Below are 16,693 nucleotides of genomic sequence, written 5' to 3' on the forward strand. Positions count from 1 at the left end.
ACTAATTCCTATGCCGCAATATCTAGTAATGGTGGTTTGACCATTCCAGCCACAAGCAACGCTTCGTATCCAGAATGTCCAGCTTGTTTGCCTTGAGTGACTATGCGACGTAAGTCATGCTCTGGTTGTGCTGGGAGCTCATCCTTTTTAGGTGATTTAGGTTTTTTTATTTTGATGGGCTTAGCAGCCAGCTTTTCCGCTATTGCTGCCATCAGTAGTAGTGGATCGGCAGAGGAATGTTGAGCCCGCGCTTCGTTGAGTAATACTTTCGCAACATCGTCGGCGACATTGAGTGAGCGTAAAGCCACCAGGATTGGATCAAGATCCTCTGAATTTTGTGTAGGTGTCTGTACTTTATTCGCCTTAGTGGAGTGTTGCAAAACATCTGCGCCTTGCGATTGGATTGCATCTGCTATTATTTGCTCAACATGCGCTTGTAGGGGCAGCAGGTCATCGTACTTTAGCAGTGCATTGCTGTCATTCATTCGAAGAGCGTCAATCATTGGCCGTACGATACGGAAGTCTTCACGTGCAACCTTGCGCAGAAGTTGTGGTGTCAGAATTTCCTGTGTGCCGCGCACATCACCTATACCGACTACCCGTAATTGAGCGAGCATGAAAAGTTTGACGACAATATCCAAGATGCCTTGACTTTCGTCGTACAATACATCACGAACTTCTTGACTAATTGGTGTGTGGTCGCGAGTCCACTGATGTTTCCATAGTTTTTCGATAAAATAGTCCCATGCTTTGTTTTTCTGCATACGATCCCAAACCAATGAGCCTAGGCCGCTTGCTCTTCGTGCTTGGCGGAAATTCTCCTGCAGCATTGGAACCGCGCTAAGCGTACCGATGAGGATCACCGGCACACTGATCGTATTGACCAGGGTAACTAAGAAATTCAGCAGCGCATCAGGCCCGATCTTGGTTTTATTCAGGTGCTGAATTTCATCAATTACCAGCACGCCAAGTGCATGCAAGTTGGCTACATGCGCCATGTGTACCATCATCTCGTCTACACTGGCACGCCGGCTACCATACGCGTTGAAATAGTTAGTTCCGACGAGCCGATCTACGGCTGAAAAGAAGTTGATGCACAACTGTTTTGGTGATCCCTGATGTGGGCAGTCGAGCTTTAGCCATACGATCTGCACCAGAGTAAAAGGCGCAGAATGTTGGATGCGTTGTGGATATTGAAGCAGGACTTTCTCAATTGACTTCGACTTGCCAATACCAGAACAGCCTACAAGTGCGAAGCTGGCAGCAGTGTTCTCCACAGGATGAAGCGTCGCAACGTGTAGCGAATTCGCTTCAATGCGCTCAGCACCATTTTGCAAATGGCGAATGTAATCGTGAGTTAGTGGATTGCGTCCGACATAACCTTGCCGCAAAAGCATGCCAAACCTTTCAGCCAATTGAAGTTGTCGCTCTAGTGGCTCGAAATATCGACCCAATCGCATGATGCAGTGTTTGCGCAACTGCGCTGGATAAGTACGTTCCTTTTCATTGAACTCTGGATGGTTTGCAAGTGCCATCAACATTTCACGTTGCAATAACAATGGCGGTAACTTGGCAATGAATGGATTGTCTTGGTATTCGCGTAACACGGGAATATCAGCGCTTTGCATCGTCATCCCCCTTAGCACCCATTATTTCCATAATGTCAGGTTCGCTGTAGTCATCAGTCACTACTCGGGGAAACGACAGAATATCGGCGCTCTTAGCTGGTGCCGGTTTATCAGTATCGAAACGGAATGTTTCTGATCCACGGTTGGATTGTTTCTCATCAGCACGATGCTTATGTATATTTTTAGTGCGGCTGGCAGCACTTGCGGTGCTCGGCTCGCCTTTTTTCTTGACCGCATCGTCTACAATATTTTCGATATCTGCGGACAAGCCGACTGCTGCAAGTTGCTGCCGGGGCTGGCGTTTAGCTGACACCTGTTGTTCGGCTTGTTGCTGCTGTGCTATTTCCCAAATCGACATCTGTTGGTGCGCACGGCTTCGTTCTGTCATTGTGCAGGTCTGAAACTGCATCGACACTTGGTTATCATGCAGATAGATTTCATCCATGTTGCGTGGATCGTAGGAAATCTTCACTTTCCAATTCCCTCTTTGACGGGCGCGATCAAACCACCGCTCCTCAATCGTTTTTTGGCAGGTGTAAAAATCACCATGAAATCGGATACCGTTTACCGTAACCGTTGCCTCATCTACCGGCAGAAGGCTAAACCGTACCAAGTTTTCCGGATACTGGCGCAGGCTACCGCTACGATTGGCGATGCCCCATTCCCACAAGTCAATCGGTACGGCAGGTATGTTGTCGGCGGCGAGATCGCGATCCTTGTCATAGCGCTTTAGCTCGTGGTGGTTGTTGTAATACAGCACGACCTCGATGATGATTTGAGTGAACTGATCCAAATCAAGCACGGCATCCAACCGATAGTCCTTGCCGCCACGCGCACGGAAATCAACATCAATGTAACCTGGAACATAGGGTTTGAACTTGGCGGGCAATAATTTAAAGCGTTGCTCCACGATACCTTTCCAGTCAGCCCGGAATGCCGCCGCCGTTTCAACAGTGACATTGAAGTTGTTGATCAGTGTTTCGATCATGCGGCTTTCGATTTCACCACGATCACCTAACAGGCTGGCTGGCAAATGGCGACACGGCCATTCATCGGGTTCAATGCTGCGCCCGAATTTTTTACAGAATGCTTGTTTGTCAGACGCCGTGTTTGCTAGTGCCATCATTGCGCCGACCCAAGACGGTCCTTCCAGACCGATGTAAATGCCAGTAATCATCCGGCTGAATACGTCGATGACGACATACAACACTGGTCTGCCAATGATTCTGTGACGATCCATTCGCGAAACCAGGTACACGTCTGCAATCGTTGCATCAATCTGATACCGAGCGCCAGGTCCCCATACTTCCGCTGTTGATGTACCCAGCAGACCGCGCAGATCTTTGTCGTAGATTCTCGGTTTCAGTCGCTTGCGTTTAATGTCAAGACGATCATTGTCCTGTTCCAGCCAGTAATTGAACTGGTTGAATGTTGGAAATCCTGTCGTAGCCATATTAGCCTTAGGGCTGTGCGTGACACACAGGGTTTCAGGGTTTATTGAACGTTCACAAAAGAACTCCTTGATCATCTGATCGTACGAGCCTCGCAGGGTAAATTTGGCATTTATTGTGTAATAGCGTGCCACAGCGACACGAAACACCTTTCGGATTTCTTCGGTGATGTTGAGACCTATTTGATCGCCAAATTTGCGCGGACGTCCACGTTTTACATCAGATTTGGATTGGTGGGATTTACCCTTGCCGCCAGAGTTGGCATAGTCCGGCAACAGCGCATTAGGTGTCTGGCCCCGCTGCCAGTATCGGCGCAGGTACAGATATAGAGTCGGTCTTGTTGCCAAGCCCGCTGCGACGCATTTAGCAACCTGCTTTGCTCGATATGTTGCGGAGTAAATGCTCGGCTCGGCACGAACCAAGTCAGCAATTGCTTTCCATGCAAGGTCACGTCTTTGCTTACGATTTTCCGGAATGGCACTTTCTTCGAGTACTAACAAATAAGGATCTGCAGTAAATACCCTGGCTCTGCCAGAATTAAGGTCGCTTTCGAGCGCCTGTTGCTGGATGAGTTCTGGTACGGCATACTTCGCATTCACATCAATTACGAATGCCACAGGCATCTCTGGGTGTATCCATAAAATCCTGATTGTCTTCGCTTCAGGCTCCGCGTAATCCAGAATGTCGTTTTGTAATAGCATTAGGCGAACCTCCTAGCTGAATCAGCGACACCCGCCGAAGTAACTATGTCGAGCACGTTGAGCGGTGCGTTCATGTCGAATTTTGCATCGAGATTCATCACGATATGTTTGATTGCGACTAAATGCCGTAGCACCATCAACCCTTCTCCAACTGAAAACCCCTGTGTCCCTTCCAATTGATGAATGAATTGTTTAATCGTCATGTCGCCAGCCTGCTTGCAGCAGGCGGCGAATCGTGTACACCGATCCTCCCAATATCCAGGGTATGGAACCACCATATGCTCCAGTGAATTCATCTCGTGTAGCCAGTGAAGATTTTTGATGCGTTGAGCCGGAAGGTCTTTCTCAGTGATCAAACCCCAGTCGACTTTTTTAATTTCCCAGTAGCGGCGTTCTATTTCCTGTTTTTCCAGAGTGCGGTCATTGTCCAGTTCCCCGTATGGCTTTACTGATCGCGCTAACAGTAAGGCGCCATTACTTGTTTGGAAATTAACCAGAAAATCGGTAGTCATCACAACGTCGGTTTGACTCTGCGAGTCGATCGGATGACGCACTCCCATCTCTGTCGCGATTCGCCGGGTTACATCTCTCTCCAGTGGAAACTGTTCGCGGATGTCTGTGACGGCGTTCGACCAGTCAAGCAACAAGAACGTTGCCGTTTCCATATCCGACAGCAAGTGATGCTCTCGTCCAGTCTTAACACCATGAATACGACTAGATCTGCCGCGCGAGGATACGTCCTGAACAGTCAACCATGGGCGGTATTCCGGGCCGCAGCCTTGCCCGCGACCTTCCTTTGTAAAGCGGATAATTTTGTCTTCATCAATGCCGTATCTTCGCTTTGCCATGAAAAGGTATTTCCCTATAAATTATGTATAGCCCGTCTAATCTGGCTGAATCATCAAGCTGAAATGAGAAAGCCGAAGGGCAGTAATTTTCACGTATGCTTCCCTGTTTTTGTAGACTAGCTGGCTAGAGTAAGCCGGTTAAAGAAAATAAATTCATTCATTCAATGCTTTTAATAAAAGACTTTTGTAAAGCTCGCAGCATTTAATCCCGCTATTGATACTTCTGCTGGGTGGGCAGACTACTTGGAGGTACGCCGAATTGTGTATGACTGAAACACCTATTCCTTTAGGGATGTTTGCGATAACTTCATTTAAAAGCGTATCACGCGTTACAACCCACATAAAGTCACAATATTGCATGAGTGTTTCTAACGTTTCGCAAGTTTGAGAATACATGGGGGTGCCAATGACCACTATGCCATGTAATGTAAGTTGAGATTTTAGCTTATGACCTGTGGCAACAACTGCATCAAACATAACGAACTTATTTCCGCTTCCTCTTAAGGTCGGCTCAAAATGAGTAAAAACCTTATAGAAGTCATTAGTGCCGGAATGGATCAAATCTCCGCGTTTATTGGAAAGCGCACTAAAAATTTCCGCCTCCATTAAAGTGTGACGTTGGGAATGGACTGTGGAATCATACTTGGGCGCATCCCGTTTTCCTCTTGCTGTTTGCCCAGCAAGTACGGGTCTAAATATTGTCCATGCGGCGCGTAGTTCCGCTCGTGTAGCTTCTCCTGAAACTACGCGTTTAGAAAGATTTTGTACCATCTCATATGGCGCAACTCTTTCAATTTTGGATAATAGCTCAAGATTCTCAGGACTTATTTGATCGGGCAGATTTTTCAAATCAGGTAACTGAATATTGAGTGCCAACATTTTTTTCTGCAAACCAGAGTAGTAGCGCCCTGCAGTAAGGTAGCGCCATAAAATACTTTTTGTCTTTTTTAGTTGCGCTGCACACTGGTTTAGCCATTCAGTGAACGATCCGGAGTCCTCGCGCCATATTTCATGCAATTCTACTGAATCCAACAAGAGGGCAGTTTCAGCCCAAGTGCGGGAATCACCACGTAGGATGGCGGTCAGTTCTTGTTGTGTTTCTGATAATGAAAAATATTGACTCATATCTGTATTCTAGCTGGCTAGAGTTATTTTGCAAGTAATAATCGCACTGTATTGATAATTTTGGGCTAAGTAAATTTTGAGGAAGTGTAGTTAGGCCTGTATTTTGGAATTATGTTGATTTATGCAATCCAATGTTGACCCACCTTGAAATATGATGCCACAGTTTGTGAAATAAAGAATTGAAGAGCGAAATGCCTATGATGGCAAAATAGAAAATGTGGTCAAGGGGTGTAGAATATCCAAGGATTAAGGGGAAGGTCGCTATGTGCATCAAAGTGCCATTCATAAAATACACATAATTTAGCCATGCTCCATGGGTTAGCGGCGTATTGACATACATCACCGCGCTCATGACAGTTCACTCACTTGCAGAACTGCTCACAACGCCTCTCACCACACGTATGGCGGGAGGCTGAAGGCATACGTGGCAGCGGAAGGAGGCAACAAAGTCGCATGGCATGGTCAAGGGCATCTTTCCGATTCGGATGATGATGAAGGGACTGGGTGATGAGTTGTGGCGCGAGAAGGAAAAGTGTGCGATGGCTTGGCTGGAAGTGACACTGCCTACTCTACAAAGAGCGTTGACTTCGGAAGTGTGGTTGGGGAGTGAATATCTATTGGAAACGATAATCGGGGGGGTGTCCTGAATTTTGTGTAAACGGGTTTTCAATTACTCGATAAAATCCGTTCTTCAAACTGGATGGAGAAGCGGTTCAGAGCGGCTTTCCAGTCCCGGATTGGCATTGTCCACTTCTTGCTGATGTTTCTCAGCGCCAGGTAAAACAGCTTGGTCACAGCCTCGTCGGTCGGGAATGAACTGCGAGTTTTGATGACTTTGCGCAGGCTCATGTTAATCGATTCGATAGCGTTTGTCGTATAGATTACTTTTCTGATTTCAGGCGGATAGTCAAAAAATGGGATGATCCGTGCCCAGTTCCGCCGCCAGCTCAGCCCAATAGACTGGTAATCCTTGTCCCATTTTTTCTCGAAGTCGGTCAGCATTTGTTCGGCGAGTTCGACGGTCGACGAGGTGTAAATCAACTTCAGATCAGCGGCGACTTCCTTCTGCATTTTCCACGGCACAAAGTTCAGGCTGTTGCGGACCATGTGCACGATGCACAGTTGCACCGCCGCTTTCGGATAGACTGCCTCGATGGCTTCCGGGAAGCCTTTGAGTCCATCGACACAGGCAATAAAAATGTCTTGCACGCCCCGCGTCTTCAGTTCAGTGACCACCTGCAGCCAGAACTTGGCACCCTCGGTTTGGGCGATCCACAGCCCCAATACTTCCTTGTGCCCATCCATGTTCACACCGATCGCCAAATACACTGCTTTGGTCCGCACCGCACCGGCGTCACGCACTTTGACGTGGATGCAGTCCAGATAAAGAATCGGGTACAGCGGATCGAGCGGGCGTGCCTGCCAGACCTTCAAATCCTCGCTCACGGCGTCCGTGACCGCCGAGATGAGGCTTGGTGATACCTCGGTGCCATACATCTCTTTCAGGTGACCCTGGATCTCACGCACGCTCAGGCCTCGGGCGTACAGCGAGATGATCTTGTCGTCAAAACCTGACCATCGGGTCTGATGCTTGGCAACCAGTTGCGGCTCGAATGCGCCTTGGCGGTCGCGGGGAATATCCAGTGGCAATTCACCAAAATCGCCCTGCAAGGTCTTGGCACTGTGACCGTTGCGGGTGTTGCCGGTGCTGTTGCTAACAGCGCCGCTCCTACCATGGCCGAGGTGTTCGGTCATCTCGGTTTCGAGTGCCCGCTCAACCAGCATCTTGGTCAACTGCTTGAGCAGGCCATTCTCACCAATCAGGTCTTCGGGTTTCTGGTAGTTGGCCAGAAGCGCATCGGCCAGTTTTAATAGTTCAAGATCGGGTTTAACTCGTTTGTTACGTTTCGGTTCGGTCATTGTTGCTCCTTTATGCTGGCAGTTTCCTGCCAAATGACCGTTTACACAAAACTATTTACACCCTCATAATCGGCTTTTCGGTATATTGCACCAACTAATATTTTGAAGTTAAATATTTCTGCTGATTTAGTTGAAACTTAAGGATCCACCATGAAAAGAGCCTTTCTTTCCCACTCATTCCTAGACAAAGAGTTTGTTCGTGCAGTTGCCCTCGATTTGGGGCGGCAATTTTGCTTATTTGATGAGCAAGTTTTTGATACTGGCGAGTCATTCAAACAATCAATTGAAAAACACTTGGACGATTCTTCAATTTTTGTTTTGTTCGCCAGTACGGCCTCATTGAAAAGCATCTGGGTAGATTTTGAAATCGAAGAAGCGTGGTATCGTCGACTTGAAGGTCGACTTTCACAAACACTGGTGTTCATAACTGACACATCCATATCTCACGATGACCTCCCGCCTTGGCTAAAGAGAGCAAAGGTTTCAAGAGTGAATGTTGCCAAGATAGTCGCTCGTGAGATCAGGCAGCACCTAGAAGAGATGCTTAGAGTTGAGCAACATCCATACTTTGAAGGTCGCACAGAAGACCTTGGTCGTTTGCAAAAGTTGATGCGCCCGATAGCCGAGCCAGCTCCGCGAGTATTAGCCATTTATGGTTTACCTAGTATTGGCAGAAAGACTTTTATAAAAAAAGCAGCACAATTGATGCTTTCGTTTAATCGGGCAATCACGATTCAGATAGGCGAAAGTGACAAGCTTCAAGATATCGCAATAAAAGCGGCAAATATTCTTGAACCTTTCGCAACCAAGGCGGGCTTTGACAATATAGTGTCACGCATTAGGTCCGAATCTAAAGATCAACTAGTAAATAGATTGTTATCTGACTTGAGAGTTGCGGTTTCGAATAAGGAAATACCGGTTCTTATTGATGACGGTGGGGTATTTACGCAAGAAGGTTATTTTACCGAAACAGCAAAGACGATAATCGACGCCATTAAAGGGCAAGACGACCTATATACATTTTTAGTTTCAACAAGAAAGCCCGTCGATACTCTACCATCCCTTCAACTTAAACCGTTAGAAATTGATGATGTAAAGAGGCTCATTGGTCAAATCTCAGCCTCACAATCTTTAACACCGCCACAAATATCTGAGCTGGCCGAATACGTAAACGGCTACCCGCCCTCCGCATATTATGCGATTGAACTTGTAAAGGCTTATGGGATTAATGCCGTTCTTGCAGACAAGCATAGACTTGTACAGTTCAAAGCAACAATCTTCGTTAAATATTTAGCTAGTCGTCTGCTCACTGAGCACCAAAAATCCATACTTGTAATGCTGGCTCAATATAGCCCCATACCAATGCAAATTTTGGTAGACACGCAGAATCGCAGTCCTTCAGAACTTGCTGGAGACATAATGCAACTGGTGGACCACTCACTTGTCATTCCAAATGAGACTGGTCTTTACTCAATTGCCGGGCCAATTGTTGATGCAGTGTCAAGCGAGTTTAGAGCTTTTGAGGTTGACCACAAAAAGGTCTATGAATCACTAAAGGCACTATTGTCAGATGAAAGTCAGGAATTGCCTAGATTGGATTTGTATAGGCTTTTCTTTAAGGCATCGATCCGAAGCAATGCCAAAGATGGCGCAGCCTTTCATATGACAAATGATTTAATCAAACTAGTCGAAGATTATTACCATGCTGGAGAATATAAGCCGTGCATAGCAGTTGCAAAGCTAGCCATTAATGAAGATGCACAGAGTTTTACTGCCCATGACTACCTTATTCGCAGTCTTGTCCAAGAAGAAGAATGGCAGGCTGCAGAGACCGAGATAAGAAATCTTGAAAAGTTTTCCCAAAGCAGGGATATATATTTTCTAACAGGTTTTCTTAATCGAAAAAAAGGAAATTTTGTTACTGCCATTGATAACTTTCTTAAGGCGGAAAAGCTGGGTCGGACAGGCGCAGCCCTTAAGCGAGAGATCGCAAGCTGCTATTTCCATAACGATCAACTTCCTGAGGCTAAGCGTTATGTGCATGAAGCTCTATCAAGGAATAGTGACAACCGATTTGTACTAGATATTGCTATTCAAATCGCCGTCCGAGAGGGAGATGAACAGACAGCTCGAACTTTACTTGAGAGACTATCCGCGTTCGATACGCCTTCGTTCGTAAAACACAGATTATCAACAATAGAGCTTAGCTTTGGCACACTAAAAAATGCGCTCAATGCCGCTATAGATTCTGTAAATTTGGCGGATTCTGAAAATAAAAAACCAAAGTTTGGAATGTTGGCGCAATTAATAAATTGTTACACCCGCACTGGACAATATTCCGAAGCAGAGAACACTTTAAGTCGCTTATCACGTATATACTCCAATCAGCGACCAGACATTCGAGCTGGTCTTGAGTGCAGAATTGAAATTGAGCGCAAACACTTCCCGCGAGCGTTGTCTATCTTGGAAAATATCGGAAATAAATCACAGATATATTTAGCAATGCGTCGTGATGCAATAGATGGAATTCTTAATGGTGTCGTAAATGATGACCAAAGGATCAAGTACGAACAAGAACTTGCTGCTCTCAACGCACAGCTTAATACGTATGACCCGAACGGTGCCTGGCTAACTCTAATTAGATGAAAATGCTAACGGGGTACCCATTAGCCGACCTGCGTCAAGGGTGCCAAACCTGCCGGAGTCGAAATGCTTTCAAAATAGGCTGGAATGTTAGAAAGAAAATCGTCGCCGGTATCTTTCGCCCGCTACAAACCACTCCAAATTAACTGAAAAAAAGGCCAATACGTAATTGGCCTTTTTGAGTCTATATGCATTCCGATGTATTTATATATCAGTTTACGTCCTACAAAGTTCAGCGTGCCACACTAACATTCATCGTCAAAATTACATACTAACAATGGAGAAGTCCGAAGGCGGGCTGTCTAAATTGATAATCAGTTATTTTCAGGAAAGAACTTTATTATCCAGGAAAGAACTTTATTACTTAGGAAAGAACTTTATTATTTCTTAACATTACTTGCTCACTGCCGACAGTCTTTCTGCAGCTCTAACCGTATTGGCAACTAGCATCGTGATGGTCATCGGACCCACGCCGCCGGGTACCGGGGTGATGTAGCCTGCCACGGGTTTTACGCTGGCAAAATCCACGTCGCCGCATAATTTACCCTCGGCGTTGCGGTTGATGCCCACGTCAATGACGACAGCGCCCGGCTTTACCATATCGCCTGTGATGAAGTTGGGGCGACCGACGGCAGCGACCAGAATGTCCGCATCCCGGGTGTGCTTGGCCAGATCAACTGTTTTTGAGGTACAGATGGTGACAGTCGCATTTTTATGCAGCAATAGCAGCGCCATCGGCTTGCCGACGATATTGCTGCGCCCGACGATCACCGCGTGCTTGCCCTCGATACTGATACCGGTTTTTTCCAACATTACCATTACGCCATAAGGCGTGCAGGAAGGGAAGGGCGTCTCGCCGGTCACCAGTGCGCCGACATTTTTCTCATGGAAACCGTCTACATCCTTGTCGGGATTGATCGCTTCGATGACTTTATGCGCATCCAGATGCTTAGGCAGCGGCAGTTGCACCAGAATGCCGTGTATCAGCGGATCGCGATTTAACTTCTCGACCTCGGTAAGCAGTGCTGCTTCGGTCGTGTCGGCCGGCAGTTCGACGTGTATCGAATAAAGTCCCAGTTCTGCACAGGCGCGTACTTTGTTGGCGACATATACCTTGGAGGCCGGGTCATTTCCTACGATGATCACCGCCATGCCGGGCGTGATGCCGCGTGCGATCAAGGTGTCCGCACGGACTTTCCACTCGGCACGCACCTGAGCTGCAATGGCCTTGCCGTCAATGATTTGTGCTGTCATTATTTGCCCGCAACTTCTTTTTTGTAGGCTGCCAAGCCGTTCAAAATTTCATTGTGTGCGGCATCAACGCCTTCCCAGCCGCGGATTTTGACCCATTTGCCGGGTTCGAGCGCCTTGTACAGTTCGAAGAAGTGTTTGATCTGTTCGAGCGTGATCTTAGGCAGATCTTCGTAGGTCTTGATTTCGTGATACAGCGGAGTCAGTTTGTCGGTCGGGACGGCGATAATCTTTGCATCGTCGCCGCCTTCGTCGCTCATCATCAATACGCCAACAGGGCGGCAGGGGATGATGGCGCCGTGGACGATAGGGAACGGGGTGATGACCAGCACATCGACCGGATCGCCATCGTCTGCGATGGTTTCAGGGATGAAGCCGTAGTTACAGGGATAGCGCATCAAGGAGCCGATGAAACGATCGACGACCAGCACGCCGGATGCCTTATCTACTTCATATTTGACAGGGTCTGCGTGTTTCGGGATTTCAATGATGACATTGCATTCGTGGGGTAATTTGTTTCCGGGGCGGACGTTCAGCAAGCTCATGGCATCTCCTTGGTGTAAGTTGTAATGAAAAGACGACACAATTATAAGCGATGCGGCGCAGTCGTGTCGTATTCGGTTAAAATGCAGGCACTATTATTCTAAGGAGACGATGTTATGGCTAAGCAACTTATCGGCAAGATGGTTATCGGTCAATCAGGCGGTCCTACGGCAGTGATCAATCAGTCACTGGTAGGCGCGATTCTGGCGGCACGAAAACATGCTTGTATTACCGGTATTCTCGGTGCGCACCATGGCATCGCCGGTATCATGAAGGAAGATTTTATCGATCTGACCACGCAAAGCGTTGAGCAATTAGAGTTGGTTGCGGCAACGCCTGCGGCTGCATTGGGTTCGGTGCGCTTGAAACCCGGTCGTGCCGAATGCGAAAAGGTCTTTGAAGTGTTCAAAAAACATGACGTGCGTTACTTTTTCTATGTGGGCGGCAATGATTCGGCTGAGACAGCCCATATCATCGCCGAGATGGCAAAAGAGGCGAATTACGATTTTTGTACCGTGCATATCCCCAAGACTATCGATAACGATCTGAAAGTCACCGATCACTGTCCGGGATTTGCGTCAGCTGCGCGCTTTGTTGCGCTGGCCTTCATGGGTGACGATCGTGACAACAATGCCTTGCCCGGTATCAAGGTTAACGTGGTGATGGGGCGTAGCGCCGGATTCTTGACCGCCGCCGCCGCGCTCGCGCGCCAGTCTGAAACCGATGGCCCGCATCTGATCTATCTGCCGGAACGCGTGTTTAATGTGGCATCCTTCCAGCAGGACGTGCGCGATGCGGTGGCTAAATATGGCCGTTGCGTGATTGCGGTGTCCGAAGGGATCACCGATAAGGATGGCAATCCGATTTCAACGAGCGGCGAACGCGATTCACATGGCAATATCCAGCTCTCCGGCAGCGGTGCACTGGGCGATACGCTGGCAGCCCTGGTAAAAGCCGCTTTCCCGGGCGAAAAAGTGCGCGTACGTGCCGATACCTTCGGGTATTTACAGCGTTCTTTCCCGACGATTATTTCACCGATTGATGCTAAGGAGGCGCGTCAGGTCGGCGATTTCGCGGTGAACCATGCGGCGACAACGGGGGCTCCAGGTTCCGTGTCGATACGCCGTTTGTCGAGCGTGCCGTATCAGAGCGAATGCTTTATTACGCCGCTGTCCTCTGTTGCGCGTGAAGCGACCGAAATGAAGGATGAGTACATCAACGCTGCGGGCAACGACGTGACGCAGGCGTGGCTCGACTATGTCGCGCCGCTGGTGGGTGAGTTGCCGAAAATCGGCCGTCTGTAATTAATTTTTTACATTAAAAAAGCCGGCCCTGTGCCGGTTTTTTTATGAGTCAGAATTGAGCGTGAAAAAATGAACAAGCAAGTATCCGTTTTATTTGTCTGCATGGGCAATATCTGTCGATCTCCGACCGCGGAGGCGGTATTTCGTCATTACGTTGAGAGTGCCGGGCTGTCGGAATCAATTCTGATCGATTCGGCAGGAACGCACGATTACCATATCGGTCATGCGCCCGATCAGCGTTCACAGCAGGCAGCAGAGCAGCGCGGCTACGACATGAGCGGACTGCGCGGGCGGCAGGTTGAAACGCTTGATTTTGAGCGCTTTGATTACGTGCTGGCGATGGATAAAGCCAATCTTGCCATACTGCACTATCTGGCGCCGCGCGGATGCAAGAAACAGGTCGGTTTGTTCCTGGAATTTTCGCGTTATCACAGCGAACGTGAAGTGCCTGATCCTTATTACGGCGGCACGCAGGGGTTTGAGTGTGTGTTGGATATGGTGGAGGATGCTGCACAAGGCTTGTTGCAGCACATCCGATCGAATGAGCTGACCTAGATTTTGTCGTTGAAAATAAAAAAGCCTCGCAATTGCGAGGCTTTTTTATTGACGGGTGCGGCTTAGGACTTGGGGTTTTGCGTTTCGATTTGAACCAGTGGTTCGTTCTCAACGTAAACTTCAAGCGGGCGAGCACGGCGACGAATTACCGGCTGGGGACGTTCGACGGGCGTCTCAGTTGAAACCTTGTTCGGTGCGGTTTCAATTTGTACCAGACCTGCTGATTTGGTTTCAACGGCAACATTGACGACGGGGGCCGCAACCATTTCAGCTGCAACAGGTGCGGCAACCGCTTCAGCTACGACTGGCGCAACCACTTCAGCTACAACAGACGCTGCAACTGTTTCCGTCACGACAGGTGTTGCGACGGGTGCGACCGCCATATTGCTTGGCATCGCGATGTATTCCGTCGGTTTGACTTTGGTCTGCGGCTGAACGGCTGTCGATGCGCTTTCCTGATTATCAGCAGCACCCGCGTTTTCAGACCCGGGTGTCACTTCACGTTTTTCACGTTCGCGACGACCGCCACGACGTCCTCTGCGACGGGCGCTGCTCTTCTCAGTCTTCTCAGCTTCTGTTTCACCCTCAGCTGCGATGGATTCGATGACCGGCTTTTCTTCTGTTGGGCGCTGTTCATTCGCAACTTTGGGCGGACGTGGTGGACGCGGAGGTCTAGGCTGTCTGACTTCCGCCGTTACCGTCGATTTTTCTGTCGACTTTTCCGCCGACTTTTCAATCGCCTGAGCTGCGTTGCGTTCAGGATTGCGGTCGCGACGCTTGCGGCCTTCGTTGCGATCCGGGCGATCACCGCGCTCAGAGCGTTCAGGTCTATCATTGCGGCCGCGCGGAGGACGGCTCACCGCTGGCGTTTCTTTTTCAGGTTCTGCTGCAACCAGTGATTTGAACCAGCCGCCGATTTGGCTGAGCAGGCCGGGAGTCGCTGCAGGTTCCGTTTTTACAGGTGCGGTCGGCGCCGGTGCGACGGGCGTGATGCCTTTGACAGCGGCCTGTACGCGTACCCCTTTTTGCGGTTCTTGATCAGCTTTGTTTTCTTCCGGTTTTTCGACCAGTGTATAGCTAGGCTGCGCGTCCCCCGTCAATTCGTCCTGACGCAGACGGTTGATGGTGTAGTTTGGCGTTTCTAAGTGTGGATTCGGGATCAGCGTGATCGGCACGCGCAGGCGCGATTCGATGCGGTGCAGGTCGCCGCGCTTCTCATTGAGCAGGAAGGTTGCCACATCGACCGGTACCTGAGCGTGAATGGCCGCGCTGCTGTCCTTCATCGCCTCTTCCTGAATGATGCGCAGGATGTGCAAGGCGGAGGATTCGGTGCCGCGGATATGGCCGATGCCGCTGCAACGCGGACAGGTGATGTAGTTACTCTCGCCAAGCGAGGGTTGCAGGCGCTGACGGGATAATTCCAGCAGGCCGAAGCGCGAGATTTTTGCTGTCTGCACGCGGGCACGGTCAAAGCGCAGCGAGTCACGCAGGCGGTTTTCCACGTCGCGCTGATTCTTGCTGTTTTCCATGTCGATAAAGTCGATCACGATCAGACCGCCCAAATCGCGCAGGCGCATCTGGCGGGCGATTTCTTCGGCCGCTTCCAGATTGGTATTGAACGCAGTCGCTTCAATGTCCGACCCTTTGGTTGCGCGTGCGGAGTTGATGTCGATGGCGGTGAGCGCTTCGGTGTGATCGATCACGATCGCGCCGCCCGAGGGTAGACGCACTTCGCGAGAATGGGCGGACTCGATCTGATGTTCGATCTGGAAGCGTGAAAACAGCGGCACGTCATCCACATAGCGCTTGATGCGATTGACGTTGTCCGGCATTACGGTGCTCATGAAGGCATGTGCCTGTTGATACACTTCGTCGGTGTCGATCAGGATTTCGCCGATTTCCGGATTGAAGTAGTCGCGGATGGCGCGCACGACTAAAGAACTTTCCAGATAAATCAGTGACGGTGCTTTTTCAGATTTTGCCGCATCGGCAATCGCGGTCCACAGCTGATTTAAGTAGTTTAAGTCCCACTGCAGCTCTTCTTCGTTGCGACCGATGCCGGCGGTGCGCGCGATGATGCTCATGCCATCCGGTACTTCCAGATTGGATAGCACTTCACGCAATTCGGCGCGCTCGTCGCCTTCAATACGGCGCGATACGCCGCCGCCATTAGGATTGTTAGGCATCAAAACGATGTAACGACCCGCCAAGCTGATGTAGGTGGTCAGGGCTGCACCCTTATTGCCGCGCTCATCTTTTTCAATCTGAACCAGTAATTCCTGGCCTTCGCGCAGCGCTTCCTTGATGGAAGGGCGGGGGCCGCATCCGGGTTGGTGGAATTGAGGTGCGACTTCTTTGAAAGGCAAAAAGCCGTGACGGTTGCCGCCGTACTCGACGAAGCAAGCCTCTAAACTGGGCTCAATGCGGGTGATAACAGCTTGATAGATGTTGCTCTTGCGTTGTTCTTTGCCGGCGATTTCAATGTCGAGGTCAATTAACTTTTGACCGTCCACAATGGCGACACGGAGTTCTTCCGGTTGTGTCGCATTGAATAACATGCGTTTCATTTTTATTTTTCTCCCGCGCTCGAACACGGGCAAGACTCAAACTCGCGCAAATTAAGCGTGAGAGAGGAACAGCTGACGGCGTTGGTTACACAAACGGTGGGTCAAATGGATTCTCTGTAATAGTTTGGTCAAAAATGTTTTGGGCCGCGTGGCATTC

The 16,693-nt window shown here is 49.2% G+C and carries 12 protein-coding genes; 4 read left to right on the top strand and 8 right to left on the bottom strand.

Features of this window, described 5'->3' with window-relative positions; all coding sequences use genetic code 11:
- Positions 1-8: 8 nt before the first annotated feature.
- From GALF_RS06160 to GALF_RS06175, 4 genes are all read right to left on the bottom strand, one after another.
- Positions 9-1,628: an ATP-binding protein gene (locus GALF_RS06160; protein ID WP_013293195.1), complete on the bottom strand. Its 1,620-nt coding sequence runs from the start codon at positions 1,626-1,628 to the stop codon at positions 9-11.
- Positions 1,615-3,780, bottom strand: coding sequence for a Mu transposase C-terminal domain-containing protein (locus GALF_RS06165; protein WP_013293196.1), 2,166 nt, complete (start codon positions 3,778-3,780; stop codon positions 1,615-1,617). The genes GALF_RS06160 and GALF_RS06165 overlap by 14 nt, the downstream gene beginning before the upstream one ends.
- Positions 3,780-4,628, bottom strand: a complete 849-nt coding sequence (locus GALF_RS06170; RefSeq protein WP_013293197.1) for a heteromeric transposase endonuclease subunit TnsA — start codon at positions 4,626-4,628, stop codon at positions 3,780-3,782. Before GALF_RS06170 ends, GALF_RS06165 begins: the two co-directional genes overlap by 1 nt.
- Before the next feature lie 153 nt (positions 4,629-4,781).
- Positions 4,782-5,753, bottom strand: coding sequence for a hypothetical protein (locus GALF_RS06175; RefSeq protein WP_013293198.1), 972 nt, complete (start codon positions 5,751-5,753; stop codon positions 4,782-4,784).
- Positions 5,754-6,211: 458 nt separating this feature from the next.
- Here GALF_RS06175 and GALF_RS06180 point away from each other — a divergent pair, with 458 nt between their 5' ends.
- Complete coding sequence (locus tag GALF_RS06180; RefSeq protein ID WP_041937999.1) at positions 6,212-6,400, top strand: hypothetical protein; 189 nt, start codon at positions 6,212-6,214, stop codon at positions 6,398-6,400.
- Between the two features lie 19 nt (positions 6,401-6,419).
- Here the strand turns inward: GALF_RS06180 and GALF_RS06185 are convergent, their stop codons facing one another.
- Positions 6,420-7,673 (bottom strand): IS256 family transposase, encoded by a 1,254-nt coding sequence (locus GALF_RS06185; RefSeq protein ID WP_013293201.1) that lies wholly within the window; start codon positions 7,671-7,673, stop codon positions 6,420-6,422.
- A 150-nt stretch (positions 7,674-7,823) separates the two neighbouring features.
- On the opposite strand from GALF_RS06185, the gene GALF_RS06190 reads away from it, so the two are divergent.
- Entirely contained in the window at positions 7,824-10,319 is a 2,496-nt protein-coding gene (locus GALF_RS06190) for a toll/interleukin-1 receptor domain-containing protein (RefSeq protein WP_013293202.1), read from the top strand.
- A gap of 390 nt (positions 10,320-10,709) precedes the next feature.
- Here GALF_RS06190 and folD read toward each other — a convergent pair whose 3' ends face one another.
- Both folD and ppa read right to left on the bottom strand, forming a co-directional pair.
- Positions 10,710-11,570 (bottom strand): bifunctional methylenetetrahydrofolate dehydrogenase/methenyltetrahydrofolate cyclohydrolase FolD, encoded by an 861-nt coding sequence (gene folD / locus GALF_RS06195; protein WP_013293203.1) that lies wholly within the window; start codon positions 11,568-11,570, stop codon positions 10,710-10,712.
- Complete coding sequence (ppa, locus tag GALF_RS06200) at positions 11,570-12,112, bottom strand: inorganic diphosphatase (RefSeq protein WP_013293204.1); 543 nt, start codon at positions 12,110-12,112, stop codon at positions 11,570-11,572. Before ppa ends, folD begins: the two co-directional genes overlap by 1 nt.
- 114 nt (positions 12,113-12,226) lie before the next feature.
- Between ppa and GALF_RS06205 the strand changes: the two genes are divergently transcribed.
- Entirely contained in the window at positions 12,227-13,414 is a 1,188-nt protein-coding gene (locus GALF_RS06205) for a 6-phosphofructokinase (RefSeq protein ID WP_013293205.1), read from the top strand.
- A 69-nt stretch (positions 13,415-13,483) separates the two neighbouring features.
- The gene (locus tag GALF_RS06210) at positions 13,484-13,969 is read left to right on the top strand and encodes a low molecular weight protein-tyrosine-phosphatase (RefSeq protein ID WP_013293206.1); all 486 of its coding nucleotides are present in this window, start codon (positions 13,484-13,486) and stop codon (positions 13,967-13,969) included.
- Positions 13,970-14,031: 62 nt separating this feature from the next.
- Here GALF_RS06210 and GALF_RS06215 read toward each other — a convergent pair whose 3' ends face one another.
- Positions 14,032-16,536, bottom strand: coding sequence for an Rne/Rng family ribonuclease (locus GALF_RS06215; RefSeq protein ID WP_013293207.1), 2,505 nt, complete (start codon positions 16,534-16,536; stop codon positions 14,032-14,034).
- Positions 16,537-16,693: the final 157 nt, after the last annotated feature.

This window comes from Gallionella capsiferriformans ES-2, assembly GCF_000145255.1.
Taxonomy (GTDB): domain Bacteria; phylum Pseudomonadota; class Gammaproteobacteria; order Burkholderiales; family Gallionellaceae; genus Gallionella; species Gallionella capsiferriformans.